This is a genomic window from Streptomyces sp. JH14 (genome assembly GCF_029428675.1).
Lineage (GTDB): Bacteria > Actinomycetota > Actinomycetes > Streptomycetales > Streptomycetaceae > Streptomyces.
Window position 1 is genome coordinate 1,658,704 of record NZ_JAJNEL010000001.1, and the last position, 12,315, is coordinate 1,671,018.

General features: G+C 68.6%; 12 protein-coding genes. 5 read left to right on the forward strand and 7 right to left on the reverse strand.

Features of this window, described 5'->3' with window-relative positions; all coding sequences use genetic code 11:
• Positions 1-3: 3 nt before the first annotated feature.
• On the reverse strand, positions 4-624 hold the full coding sequence (locus tag LRD69_RS07500; RefSeq protein ID WP_277325778.1) for a heme-copper oxidase subunit III: 621 nt from the start codon (positions 622-624) through the stop codon (positions 4-6).
• A 187-nt stretch (positions 625-811) separates the two neighbouring features.
• On the opposite strand from LRD69_RS07500, the gene LRD69_RS07505 reads away from it, so the two are divergent.
• Positions 812-1,213 (forward strand): hypothetical protein, encoded by a 402-nt coding sequence (locus LRD69_RS07505; RefSeq protein ID WP_277325779.1) that lies wholly within the window; start codon positions 812-814, stop codon positions 1,211-1,213.
• Between the two features lie 84 nt (positions 1,214-1,297).
• Here LRD69_RS07505 and LRD69_RS07510 read toward each other — a convergent pair whose 3' ends face one another.
• The 4 genes from LRD69_RS07510 to coxB all read right to left on the reverse strand — a co-directional run bounded on the left by LRD69_RS07510 (position 1,298) and on the right by coxB (position 5,762).
• Positions 1,298-2,548, reverse strand: a complete 1,251-nt coding sequence (locus tag LRD69_RS07510) for an Ig-like domain-containing protein (protein ID WP_277329655.1) — start codon at positions 2,546-2,548, stop codon at positions 1,298-1,300.
• Positions 2,549-2,671: 123 nt separating this feature from the next.
• On the reverse strand, positions 2,672-3,070 hold the full coding sequence (locus LRD69_RS07515) for a cytochrome c oxidase subunit 4 (RefSeq protein WP_030973012.1): 399 nt from the start codon (positions 3,068-3,070) through the stop codon (positions 2,672-2,674).
• Complete coding sequence (ctaD, locus tag LRD69_RS07520) at positions 3,067-4,803, reverse strand: cytochrome c oxidase subunit I (RefSeq protein WP_277325780.1); 1,737 nt, start codon at positions 4,801-4,803, stop codon at positions 3,067-3,069. The genes LRD69_RS07515 and ctaD overlap by 4 nt, the downstream gene beginning before the upstream one ends.
• On the reverse strand, positions 4,800-5,762 hold the full coding sequence (gene coxB / locus LRD69_RS07525) for a cytochrome c oxidase subunit II (protein ID WP_277325781.1): 963 nt from the start codon (positions 5,760-5,762) through the stop codon (positions 4,800-4,802). Before coxB ends, ctaD begins: the two co-directional genes overlap by 4 nt.
• A 269-nt stretch (positions 5,763-6,031) precedes the next feature.
• Here coxB and LRD69_RS07530 point away from each other — a divergent pair, with 269 nt between their 5' ends.
• Complete coding sequence (locus LRD69_RS07530; protein ID WP_277325782.1) at positions 6,032-7,411, forward strand: cysteine desulfurase/sulfurtransferase TusA family protein; 1,380 nt, start codon at positions 6,032-6,034, stop codon at positions 7,409-7,411.
• Here the strand turns inward: LRD69_RS07530 and LRD69_RS07535 are convergent, their stop codons facing one another.
• Entirely contained in the window at positions 7,412-8,386 is a 975-nt protein-coding gene (locus LRD69_RS07535; protein ID WP_277325783.1) for a carbohydrate kinase family protein, read from the reverse strand. It abuts the gene before it with no gap.
• Positions 8,387-8,544: 158 nt separating this feature from the next.
• On the opposite strand from LRD69_RS07535, the gene LRD69_RS07540 reads away from it, so the two are divergent.
• Together LRD69_RS07540 and LRD69_RS07545 are read left to right on the forward strand one after the other, a co-directional pair.
• Positions 8,545-8,742: a hypothetical protein gene (locus LRD69_RS07540; protein WP_277325784.1), complete on the forward strand. Its 198-nt coding sequence runs from the start codon at positions 8,545-8,547 to the stop codon at positions 8,740-8,742.
• A gap of 155 nt (positions 8,743-8,897) precedes the next feature.
• Positions 8,898-10,364 carry a hypothetical protein gene (locus LRD69_RS07545; RefSeq protein ID WP_277325785.1) on the forward strand — a complete coding sequence of 489 codons (1,467 nt, stop codon included), beginning with the start codon at positions 8,898-8,900 and terminating at the stop codon, positions 10,362-10,364.
• 109 nt (positions 10,365-10,473) lie between these two features.
• On the opposite strand, the gene LRD69_RS07550 is transcribed toward LRD69_RS07545, so the two are convergent.
• A complete protein-coding gene (locus LRD69_RS07550; protein ID WP_107018256.1) occupies positions 10,474-10,830 on the reverse strand; it encodes an iron-sulfur cluster assembly accessory protein in 357 nt (118 codons plus the stop codon).
• Between the two features lie 260 nt (positions 10,831-11,090).
• Here LRD69_RS07550 and nadA point away from each other — a divergent pair, with 260 nt between their 5' ends.
• Positions 11,091-12,278 carry a quinolinate synthase NadA gene (gene nadA, locus LRD69_RS07555; protein WP_277325786.1) on the forward strand — a complete coding sequence of 396 codons (1,188 nt, stop codon included), beginning with the start codon at positions 11,091-11,093 and terminating at the stop codon, positions 12,276-12,278.
• The last annotated feature ends 37 nt before the right edge of the window (positions 12,279-12,315 follow it).

The following is a 12,315-nucleotide window of genomic DNA, read 5'->3' on the forward strand; positions in this document are numbered from 1 at the left end:
CGGTTACTTGATCATGTAGATCGTGGCGAAGAGGCCGATCCACACGACATCGACGAAGTGCCAGTAATAGGACACGACGATGGCGGCGGTCGCCTGTTCGTGGGTGAACCTCTTGGCCGCGTATGTCCTGCCCAGTACGAGCAGGAAGGCGATGAGACCGCCTGTCACGTGCAGACCGTGGAAGCCGGTGGTCAGGTAGAACACCGAGCCGTACGGGTCGGAGGACAGCGAGAGGCCGTCCTTCTTCACCAGCTCGGTGTACTCGAAGACCTGGCCTCCGATGAAGATCGCACCCATCACGAAAGTGATCATGAACCAGGCACGGAGCTTCTTCACATCGCCCCGCTCCGCGGCGAAGACGCCGAGCTGGCAGGTGAGGGAGGAGAGCACCAGGATCGTGGTGTTCGTCGCCGAGAACGGGAAGTTCAGGGCCGAAGCCATTTCCTTCCAGTGGTCGGGTCCCATCACCGATCGCAGGGTGAAGTACATCGCGAAGAGGGCCGCGAAGAACATCAGCTCGGAACTCAACCAGATGATGGTTCCGACGCTGGTGAGGTTCGGTCGATTGACCGACGGGTGCGCGTGCCCGGTTTCTACTGTCGTTGCTGTCGCCACGACCGACATTATGTCGGTCGCTTATCCCGCCCTCACTCCCGGGGGTGCCGTTCGGTGTGTCAGCAGGGTGTGTCCTGCCCGAACGGCCCATCGAATCGCTGTCATTACCGGTGCTGACAGGCTGTCGGTCGGAGTACGATCCGCGCATCGGTTCATGCCCCGAGAGCCCCGAAGACACAGATGTCACGGAGGAACAATGCAGCCGACCGCCACGGTCCTGGTCTACAGCGACGACGCCAACACGCGTGAGCAGGTGAGGCTGGCCGCCGGTCGCAGGCCTGCGGCGGACGTGCCGCCGGTGGAGTTCGTGGAGTGCGCCACGCTGCCGGCCGTCCTGACGGCGCTGGACAACGGCGGCATCGACGTCTGCGTGCTGGACGGCGAGACGGCCCCGGCGGGCGGCATGGGCGTCTGCCGGCAGATCAAGGACGAGATCTTCCACTGCCCGCCGGTGCTGCTGCTCATCGGGCGCCCGCAGGACGCCTGGCTCGCCACCTGGAGCCGCGCGGACGCCGCGGTGACCCTGCCGGTCGAGCCGGTCGAGTTCGCGGACGCCCTGGCCGCCCTGCTGCGCACCAGGCTCTGCGTGCAGTCCTGAGTCCTGCTGCGGCCCGGTCCGCGGCTGCGCCGCGGACCGGGCCGCGTCATGTCCCTCCGAGGGGCGGCGCACTCCCCCGGCCGGTCAGACCTCGGGGCGCAGCCGCGCCGCCTGGACGGTGTCCGTGGGGTCCGCGGTGGCGTTGAGGGCGCTGCCCTGCTGCCATTTCGCCCAGGACAGGTTCCAGTCGCCGTAGCCGTTGTCGAACGGCGTCATCGTCGGGCCATGACTGCCCACCACGTCGACGATGTCGCCCTCACGCACGGTGTTGAAGAACCACTGGGCCTGGGTGTTGCTCATGCCCGTACAGCCGTGGCTGACGTTCTCGTACCCCTGTGAGCCGACGGACCAGGGGGCCGCGTGCACGTACTCACCGCTCCAGGTGACGCGGGTCGCGTAGTAGACCAGCAGGTCGTACCCGTCGCTGGAGTTGCTCGAGATACCGATGGTCTCCCCGCGCATGCGTACGGAGTACTCCTTGCTCAGCACGACCTTGACGCCGTTGCGGGTGTCGAAGCCGGGCTTTCCGGTGGTCACCGGAATGGTGTTGATCACTTTCCCGTTGCGCTTGACCGTCATGGTGTGCGTGGCGGCGTCGGTGATGGCCTCGACGCGGTCCCCGGTGGTGATCTTCAACGCTTTCGCGGGGCCTCCGTACAGCCCCTTGGCGACCCTTATGCCCGCCATGTTGCTGCTGACCTCGATGCTGGCCCTGGCGGGCCAGTACTCCTTCGGGCGGTAGTGCAGGATCTTGTCGTCGACCCAGTACCAGGAGCCGGTCACGGCGGGCGTGGACCGGACCCGCAGGGAGCGTTCCACGGTGGCCCGGGCCGCCTTGTCCTTGACCGGGGCGCTGAGTTCGGCCGTAATGGGCTGTCCGACGCCGTAGGTGCCCGCGTGCGGGCCGAAGGTGACCGTCAGGAGCTTCCTTGCCGGGGCCGTCTCGAAGGAGAGCGTACGGCTGCCTGGGGCGCCGTCGTCGTCCTCGACGCTGACCTTCACGTTGTAGCGGGTACCGGCCGCGAGCGGGACGGTGGAGTGCCAACGCAGGCCGTCGGCCGCGAGCTCGCCCTGGAGATGGTGCCCGGCGGTGTCCACCGCGGTCACGTCGGTGATCCTGCCGTCGTCACCCGTTGCGGTGACTTCGAGGGGCTTGTCCGGGTCGGCCTTCGTGTCGCCCTTGGGGACGTTGGAGGAGATCTCGTCCGCCGCGTCGTACGGCTGCTCGGCGAGCGGATGACCATCTGGACCGCCACAGGCGGCTGCCCCTGCAACCAGGGTCATGGCCAGCAGCGTGCAGCTCACTACGGGGTGGATGCGCGGCGTGTTCATGATCCCAACGCTAAGAAGATTCATCAGTTTCAGCGCGCGGGATGACGCCAAACGGGGGACCCCCACTTCCCGGTTGAGAAGTGCGGGCCCCCCGTCAGGTGGAGCGGTGCTACGTGTGGAGCGGTGTCACTGGGTGCGGTTCTCACCGCGGTAGTACTCGAAGACCCAGCCGAACAGACCGATCAGGATGACCGGGGCCGAGAAGTAGAGCAGCCACCATCCGAAGATGACGCCCATGAAGGCGAGGGCGCCGCCGACGGCCAGCGAGAGCGGCTGCCAGCTGTGCGGGGAGAAGAACCCCACCTCGCCGGCCTCGTCCGCGACATCGGCTTCCTTGTTGTCCTGAGCCATCGCGTCGACCCGCTGTGCCGTGAAGGCCAGGTAGAAGCCGATCATGACGCTCAGGCCGAAGGCCAGGACGAGCGCGGTGGTACCGGCCGGCTCCTTCGACCACACGCCATAGGTCACCGCCATGGCGAGGATGAAGACGCTCAGCCAGAGGAACATCTTGCCCTGGATCTTCACTTGCCGGCCTCCTTGCCACCCGCGAGGGCCTTGTCAGCCTCGGAGTGCTGCTCCAGCTGCTCGAGCGCCGCGATCTCCGGGTGGTGCAGGTCGAACGCCGGGGATTCGGAACGGATCCGCGGCAGGGTGAGGAAGTTGTGCCGCGGCGGCGGGCAGGAGGTCGCCCACTCCAGTGAACGGCCGTAGCCCCACGGGTCGTCGACCTCGATCTTCTTGCCGTACTTGGCCGTCTTCCACACGTTGTAGAGGAACGGCAGGATCGACAGGCCGAGCAGGAACGAGGAGATCGTCGAGATCGTGTTCAGCGCGGTGAAACCGTCGGCGGCGAGGTAGTCCGCGTAACGACGCGGCATGCCCTCCGCACCCAGCCAGTGCTGGACGAGGAACGTGCCGTGGAAGCCGATGAACAGCGTCCAGAAGGTGATCTTGCCGAGGCGCTCGTCCAGCATCTTGCCCGTGAACTTCGGCCACCAGAAGTGGAATCCGGCGAACATCGCGAAGACCACGGTGCCGAAGACGACGTAGTGGAAGTGCGCGACGACGAAGTACGAGTCGGAGACGTGGAAGTCCATCGGGGGCGAGGCCAGGATGACGCCGGTCAGACCACCGAAGGTGAAGGTGACCAGGAAGCCGATCGTCCACAGCATCGGTGTCTCGAAGGACAGCGATCCCTTCCACATGGTGCCGATCCAGTTGAAGAACTTCACACCGGTCGGTACCGCGATGAGGAACGTCATGAACGAGAAGAACGGCAGCAGCACACCGCCGGTGACGTACATGTGGTGCGCCCACACGGTCACCGAGAGGCCAGCGATGGCGATCGTCGCGCTGATCAGACCGATGTAGCCGAACATCGGCTTCCGGCTGAACACGGGGATCACCTCGGAGATGATTCCGAAGAATGGCAACGCGATGATGTACACCTCTGGATGGCCGAAGAACCAGAAGAGGTGTTGCCAGAGCAGTGCGCCGCCGTTGGCCGCGTCGAAGACATGCGCCCCGAACTTGCGGTCCGCCTCCAGCGCGAAGAGCGCGGCGGCGAGCACCGGGAAGGCCAGCAGGACCAGCACACCGGTCAGCAGGACGTTCCACACGAAGATCGGCATCCGGAACATCGTCATGCCGGGTGCGCGCATGCAGATGATCGTGGTGATGAAGTTGACCGAACCGAGGATCGTGCCGAAGCCGGAGAAGGCCAGACCCATGATCCACATGTCGGCGCCGACACCCGGCGAACGGACCGCGTCCGAGAGCGGGGAGTAGGCGAACCAGCCGAAGTCGGCCGCACCCTGCGGGGTGAGGAAGCCGGCCACCGCGATGATCGAGCCGAAGAGGTACAGCCAGTACGCGAACATGTTCAGCCGCGGGAACGCCACATCGGGCGCGCCGATCTGCAGCGGCATGATCCAGTTCGCGAATCCGGCGAACAGCGGCGTCGCGAACATCAGCAGCATGATCGTGCCGTGCATCGTGAACGCCTGGTTGAACTGCTCGTTCGACATGATCTGCGTGCCGGGACGGGCCAGCTCGGCGCGCATGAAGAGCGCCAGCAGACCGCCGATGCAGAAGAACGCGAACGACGTGACCAGGTACATCGTGCCGATCGTCTTGTGGTCAGTGGTGGTCAGCCACTTGATGACGACGTTTCCCGGCTGATTGCGCCGGACCGGCAGCTCGTCCTCGTACGAGTCGTCTGCTGCCGCGGCACCCTGAGGTTCGTTGAGGATGCTCACAGTTTGTTCGTCTCCGCATTCCTGGCCGGGTTCGTCTGCTCGATACCGGCCGGCACGTAGCCCGTCTGGCCCTTCTTGGCCAGCTCCTTGAGGTGCGCCTGGTAGCGCTCCGGGGAGACGACCTTGACGTTGAAGAGCATCCGGGAGTGGTCGACGCCGCAGAGCTCGGCGCACTTGCCCAGGAAGGTGCCCTCCTGGTTGGGAGTCACCTCGAAGGAGTTGGTGTGGCCCGGAATGACGTCCTGCTTCATGAGGAACGGCACCACCCAGAAGGAGTGGATGACGTCACGCGAAGTCAGGATGAAGCGGACCTTCTCGCCCTTGGGCAGCCACAAGGTGGGGCCCGGGTTGCCGGTCTGCGGGTTCCTGGTGCCCGGGATGCCGACGTCGTAGACGCCGTCCGCACCCTTGGGGAACTCCTTACGGAACCGGTCGGGGATGGCGTCGAGCTCCTTGGGGATCTCGTTGCCCGTGGCGGTCGAGCCGTCCACGTTCTCGATGTAGTTGAAGCCCCAGCTCCACTGGTAGCCGACCACGTTGACGGTGTGGGCGGGCTTCGCCGAGAGCGAGAGGAGCTTCGATTCATCGCGCGCGGTGAAGTAGAACAACACCGAGACGATGATGAGGGGGACCACGGTGTACAGCGCCTCGATGGGCATGTTGTACCGGGTCTGCGGAGGAACCTCCACCTTGGTGCGGCTGCGCCGGTGGAAGATGATGCTCCACAGGATCAGGCCCCAGACCAGCACACCCGTGGCGAGCGCTGCCGCCCACGAGCCCTGCCAGAGGGAAAGGATCCGTGGTGCCTCTTCCGTTACCGGTGTGGGCATACCAAGGCGGGGAAAGTCCTTGTATGTGCAACCGGTGGCGGTCGCCAGGATCAGGCCCGCAGTCAGCACCTGCGGCAGCTTCCGCCGCATCGGGCGCCGCGACGAGCGGTCGGAGCCGTTGGGACTCACGTAGCGCCTTCCCGAGAGTCTCGCCCGCGCGGTCGGCGCGGCCGTCTCGCTGGTCGGTCGCCGCCCTGACGCGGGCAGGGGTTTGGATGTTTATGCGGACCAAACCCTACTGGACGCTATTTGGGGTCGCGCGGGGAGGGTGCCCAACGCGCCGCCCGACTCCCCGAAGGGGTGGAATCCGGGCCTCCGGCCGCCATCTGACGGGCCCTCGCCTGGGTGGGCGGACCGCCGGTCACGGGGCGGCGCCGGGCGCGCGTTAGCGTGGCGGTGTGCCCTACTTCGACGCCGCTTCCTCCGCACCCCTGCACCCCGTGGCCCGTCAGGCGCTGCTTGCCGCGCTGGACGAGGGCTGGGCCGACCCGGCCCGGCTGTATCGCGAGGGGCGGCGGGCCCGGCTGCTGCTGGACGCGGCCCGGGAGGCCGCCGCGGAGGCCGTGGGGTGCCGCCCCGACGAGCTCACTTTCACTCCTTCGGGGACCGCGGCGGTGCATTCGGCGATCTCCGGGGCGCTCGCCGGGCGTCGGCGTGTCGGCCGCCATCTGGTGGTCTCCGCGGTCGAACACTCCTCGGTGCTCCATTCGGCCGCCGCCCACGAGAAGCAGGGCGGCACGTTCACGGAGGTGCCGGTGGACCGGGCGGGGGCGGTGAGCCCGGCGGCGTACGGCGAGGCCCTGCGCGCGGACACCGCGCTGGCCTGCCTCCAGTCCGCCAACCACGAGGTCGGTACGGTGCAGCCGGTTCCCGAGGTCGCGGAGCTCTGCCGGGCGGCGGGCGTCCCGCTGCTGGTGGACGCCGCGCAGTCGCTGGGCTGGGGCCCGGTGCCGAGCGGCTGGTCGCTGCTGGCGGCGAGCGCCCACAAGTGGGGCGGGCCGTCGGGGGTGGGGCTGCTCGCCGTGCGCAAGGGGGTCCGTTTCGCACCCCAAGGCCCCGCGGACGAAAGGGAGTCGGGGCGGGCGGCCGGGTTCGAGAACATCCCCGCGGTCGTGGCCGCGGCGGCGTCGCTGCGGGTGGTCCGGGCGGAGGCGGAGGCCGAATCCGCACGGCTGCGGGCGCTGGTGGAGCTGATCCGGACCCGGGTTGCGGCGCTGGTGCCCGAGGTGGAGGTGGTCGGTGATCCGGTGCGGCGGCTGCCGCATCTGGTGACCTTCTCCTGTCTCTATGTGGACGGGGAGACCCTGCTCCACGAACTGGACCGCGAGGGATTCGCCGTATCGTCCGGTTCGTCCTGCACAAGCAGCACGCTGACGCCGAGCCATGTGCTCAAGGCGATGGGGGTGCTGTCGGAGGGGAACGTCCGGGTGTCCCTGCCGGCAGGCACCACGCAGGAGGACGTCGAACGTTTCCTCCGGGTGCTGCCGGGCTCGGTGGCAGGGGTACGGGAGAAGCTGGGCGCTCCCGTCGCCGCCTCCCCCACCCGCGCCGCCGCCTCGCTGGTGGTCGACTCACTGGGCAGGCGGTGCCCGATCCCGGTGATCGAACTCGCCAAGGTGATCGGAACGGTACCGGTGGGCGGGACGGTGACCGTGCTCTCCGACGACGAAGCGGCACGGCTGGACATCCCCGCGTGGTGCACGATGCGCGGGCAGGAGTACGTGGGTGAGGAGCCGGCGGACCGGGGCTCGGCCTATGTGGTCCGCCGGCTGTCCTGACTACGACAGGTGCGCGCGGACCTCGGCGGCGGCGTCGTGGCCGTACGCCTTGGTGAAGCGGTCCATGAAGTGGGCGCGGCGCAGGGTGTACTCCTGGGTGCCGACCGTCTCGATGACCAGCGTGGCGAGCATGCAGCCGACCTGGGCGGCCCGCTCCAGGCCGACGCCCCAGGCGAGGCCGGAGAGGAATCCGGCCCGGAAGGCGTCGCCCACGCCGGTCGGATCGGCCTTCAGCTCCTCCTCCGGGCAGCCGACCTCGATCGACTCCTGGCCGGCCCGCTCGATCCGCACTCCGCGGGCACCGAGGGTGGTGACGCGGTGGCCGACCCTGGCGAGGATCTCCTCGTCGGTCCAGCCGGTCTTGGACTCGATGAGCCCCTTCTCGTACTCGTTGGAGAAGAGGTACGTGGCACCGTCGAGGAGGATCCGGATCTCGTCGCCGTCCATCCGGGCGATCTGCTGCGAGAAGTCGGCGGCGAACGCGATGCCCCGGGAGCGGCACTCCTCGGTGTGGCGGAGCATCGCCTCGGGGTCGTCGGCGCCGATCGAGACGAGGTCGAGCCCGCCCACACGGTCGGCGACGGCCTTCAGCTCGATCAGCCGGGCCTCACTCATCGCGCCCGTGTAGAAGGAGCCGATCTGGTTGTGGTCGGCGTCCGTCGTGCAGACGAAGCGGGCGGTGTGCAGGACCTCGGAGATCCGGACCGAGGCGGTGTCGACGCCGTGGCGGTCGAGCCACGCGCGGTACTCGTCGAAGTCGGCGCCGGCGGCGCCGACCAGGATCGGACCGGTGCCGAGCATGCCCATGCCGAAGCAGATGTTGGCGGCGACACCGCCCCGGCGCACATCGAGGTTGTCGACCAGGAAGGAGAGCGAGACCGTGTGCAGCTGATCGGCGACCAGCTGGTCGGCGAAACGGCCCGGGAAGGTCATGAGGTGATCGGTGGCGATGGAGCCGGTGACTGCGATGCGCACGGGGAGACTGCTCCTGCGGAAGTCGAGGGGAACGGATGGCTGCGCTCCCGGGACGGCGTGACATTCCACGCTACCCGTTCGCCGCACTCGCCCTGAAGGGTAAAAACTACCCGATAGTAGGGCTTTTCTCCTGAGGCTTGCGGTGCCTACGGTGCCGTATGTCGAACAACATCGCTCCCCGTGAGTCCGAGATCAGCCTGGCCGAGCTGCGCGGCGACTGCGCACGGATGGCTCCGCACTGGGTGGTACCCGCCACGGACGCTTCCATCCCCGTGGCGCCGTCCCTGATTCACGGCGTGACCGTGCCGGCCGCGTCCGCACGGCTGATCGACGCCATGGCGGATTACGGCGACTGAGACGGGCGGCCGCTCGCCCCGGATGTCCCCCGGATGCCCCATGGGGGAACCGACTGCTACCGCACCCCGTCCCACCACCGTCGCCCCCGCTCGCGGGAGAGGCGATGACCGTGCGACGGTCACGGTGACGGCTACGCAGTCGAAGGAGCGATCCGGTGGACACCGAGCGACCCGACAACGACGTGACCCGCCCCCGGCGTCGGCGGTCGCCGCTGGCCGTGGCCTCGGTGGCGGCGGCCGTGCTGCTGGCCGGGGGCGGCGGCGCTTACTGGGCGGCCACCGCGGCGGACGGTGAGGGCGGCCCGGCGGGCGGCAGGGGCGACGCCCCTCCGCTGCTCGTACTCGACGAGACACCCGGCGGCCCGGACGGCCGGACGACACCCCCCGAAGGCATCGCCGTGGGCGAGCCCGATCCCAGCGGTGGCAGCGTCTTCTACCGCGCGGCCGGCAAGCTGCCCGACGGGCCGGCCGAGGCCGCTGTCCACCGCGCGCACGGCACCGTCTCGGCGGCGGAGGTGGCCCGGCTGGCGAAGGCACTGGGCTTGGCAGGCACGCCACGGGCCGAGGGCACGACCTGGAAGGTGGGGTCCGACGGGGACGGCACGGGTCCGTTCCTGCGGGTGAACAAGCAGGCGCCGGGCACCTGGACCTTCGCCCGGTACGGCTCCGGCGGGACGGACAAATGCGAGAGCACGACGGTGTGTTCGAGCAAGGACATGCCGCCGGGCGGCACGCGGTCGCCGGTCGGCGAGAAGGCGGCGAAAGCCGCCGCGGCGCCCGTGCTGAAGGCGGTCGGCCAGGACGACGCGGCTCTCGACGCCCGCCAACTGATGGGCCCGGTACGGGTAGTGAACGCGGACCCGGTGGTCGACGGGCTGCCCACATACGGCTGGGCGACCGGGATCCAGGTGGGGGCCGACGGTGAAGTGATCGGCGGCAGCGGGCAGTTGAAGGGGCTGACGAAGGGCGCGGAGTATCCGGTGGTCAGCGCGGGTGACGCGCTGAACCGGCTGAACGGGGCCGCCCGGGCGGCAGCCGCTCGGAGCAATGTCGGCGGATGCGCCACGCCCGTACCGCTGGAGGAGGGCGAGCTGAAGTCGCCGGGCAACAGCTGCGGTGCGCGGACCGGGGCGGAGCCCGTGACGACGACCGTGATGGTCGACAAGGCGGTGTTCGGCCTCGCGATGCGGTACGTGGACGGCGAGCAGACGCTCGTACCGTCGTGGCTGTTCTCGGTGCATCCGGCCGCGGGCGGGACCGGCAGCACGGTCGCGCAGGTCGCGGTGGACCCGGACTCGCTGGCGACCCCGTCGAGGACCCCGGATCCGGAGAGGACGCCGGGCCCGGGCGACGCCGCACGGTCCCAACGGCCGCTCCTGTCGTACAGCGCCGACGGCCGGACGCTGGACGTCACGTTCTGGGGCGGGGTGTGCAGCACATACGCGGCGAGCGCGACCGAGAGCGCGGACGCGGTGCGGGTGACGATCACCGAGTCGCTCCCCGAGCCGAAGAAGGTCTGCATCATGATCGCCAAGAAGCTGACGCGGACGGTGACGCTGGACGCACCCCTGGGCGACCGCAAGGTGCTCGACTCGGCCGGCGGCGTGGTACCGCGCGGCTGAGGGCTGTCCCGTCATCCCTGGCGGGCGCACGACGAAAGGCGGCGGCCCCCGGGAATCCCGGGGGCCGCCGCCTTCTTCAGGCACTGCTGCCCGAAACAGCCTTCGCGGCTCAGCTGAAGGAGTCACCGCAGGCGCAGGAGCCCGTGGCGTTCGGGTTGTCGATCGTGAAGCCCTGCTTCTCGATGGTGTCGACGAAGTCGATGGAGGCGCCGCCCAGGTACGGAGCGCTCATCCGGTCGGTGACGACCTTCACACCGCCGAAGTCCTTCACGACATCACCGTCGAGCGAACGCTCGTCGAAGAAGAGCTGGTAGCGCAGGCCCGAGCAACCGCCGGGCTGGACGGCGACGCGCAGCGCCAGGTCGTCACGGCCTTCCTGCTCCAGCAGGCCCTTGACCTTGGCTGCGGCGGCGTCGGACAGGAGGATGCCGTCGCTCACGGTGGTGGTCTCGTCCGATACGGACATCTGCTTCTCTCCCGGGTTGTACGGACTGCTTGCCGACGTTGCAACCGTCCGGGCCACGGATTCATTCCGGACCAGGCGCTCGTCTGTTCCTTTCATGCTCGCACATCGCACCGGCGAGGGGATGCGTCACATCGACGCTATCGGCGTCGTCAAAGTGACGTAAAGCAGATATGATAGATAGCGTCAAATAGACGAAAAGGCTCCCCGGCGCAAGCCCCTGCTCCACTGGAGCGGACCGCGCTGACCGCAGAACAGAAAGGGTGCGTGACGTGACCACCGCCCAACCGCTGGACGTCCAGCCGACACCCCTCGCCCTGCTGCTCCTCGGCCGTGAGGCCGACCCGAAGAGCGAGCGCGGCGTCGAGTGTCCTGGCGATCTGCCCTCCCCGTCCGACCCGGACCTGGTGGAGCGCGCCCGCGCGGCCAAGAAGAAGCTCGGGGACAAGGTCTTCGTGCTCGGCCACCACTACCAGCGCGACGAGGTCATCCAGTTCGCGGATGTGACCGGTGACTCGTTCAAGCTCGCCCGCGATGCGGCCGCCCGGCCGGAGGCCGAGTACATCGTCTTCTGCGGTGTGCACTTCATGGCCGAATCCGCGGACATCCTGACCACCGACGACCAGAAGGTCGTGCTGCCGGACCTGGCCGCGGGCTGCTCGATGGCCGACATGGCCACCGCCGAGCAGGTCGCCGAGTGCTGGGACGTGCTGACCGAGGCCGGAGTCGCCGAGCAGGTCGTGCCCGTCTCGTACATGAACTCCTCCGCCGACATCAAGGCCTTCACCGGCCGGCACGGCGGCACGATCTGCACCTCGTCCAATGCGAAGCGGGCCCTGGAGTGGGCCTTCGAGCAGGGCGAGAAGGTGCTCTTCCTCCCCGATCAGCACCTGGGCCGCAACACCGCGGTCCGGGACATGGGGATGACGCTGGAGGACTGCGTCCTCTACAACCCGCACAAGCCCAACGGCGGCCTCACCGCCGAGGAGCTGCGGAACGCGAAGATGATCCTGTGGCGCGGGCACTGCTCGGTGCACGGGCGCTTCTCGGTCGAGTCCGTCAACGATGTGCGCGAGCGCATCCCGGGCGTCAACGTGCTGGTGCACCCGGAGTGCAAGCACGAGGTCGTGGCGGCGGCGGACTACGTCGGCTCGACGGAGTACATCATCAAGGCCCTGGAGGCGGCCCCGGCCGGCTCGAAGTGGGCGATCGGCACCGAGCTGAACCTGGTGCGGCGGCTGGCCGACCGGTACGCGTCGGAGGACAAGGAGATCGTCTTCCTCGACAAGACGGTGTGCTTCTGCTCCACGATGAACCGGATCGATCTGCCGCATCTGGTGTGGACGCTGGAGTCCCTGGCCGAGGGGAACCTGGTCAACCGGATCGAGGTCGACCCGGAGACGGAGAAGTACGCGAAGCTGGCGCTGGAGCGGATGCTGGCGCTGCCGTAGCGGTCTGCGCCTCGGGCAGGCGTTCTGCCCTGCCCGG

What these genes read in the sequence shown, in the direction of transcription:
- LRD69_RS07500 (WP_277325778.1), bottom strand. Translation starts at nt 624, where the DNA reads ATGTCGGTCGTGGCGACAGCAACGACAGTAGAAACCGGGCACGCGCAC.
- LRD69_RS07505 (WP_277325779.1), top strand. Translation starts at nt 812, where the DNA reads ATGCAGCCGACCGCCACGGTCCTGGTCTACAGCGACGACGCCAACACG.
- LRD69_RS07540 (WP_277325784.1), top strand. Translation starts at nt 8,545, where the DNA reads ATGTCGAACAACATCGCTCCCCGTGAGTCCGAGATCAGCCTGGCCGAG.
- LRD69_RS07550 (WP_107018256.1), bottom strand. Translation starts at nt 10,830, where the DNA reads ATGTCCGTATCGGACGAGACCACCACCGTGAGCGACGGCATCCTCCTG.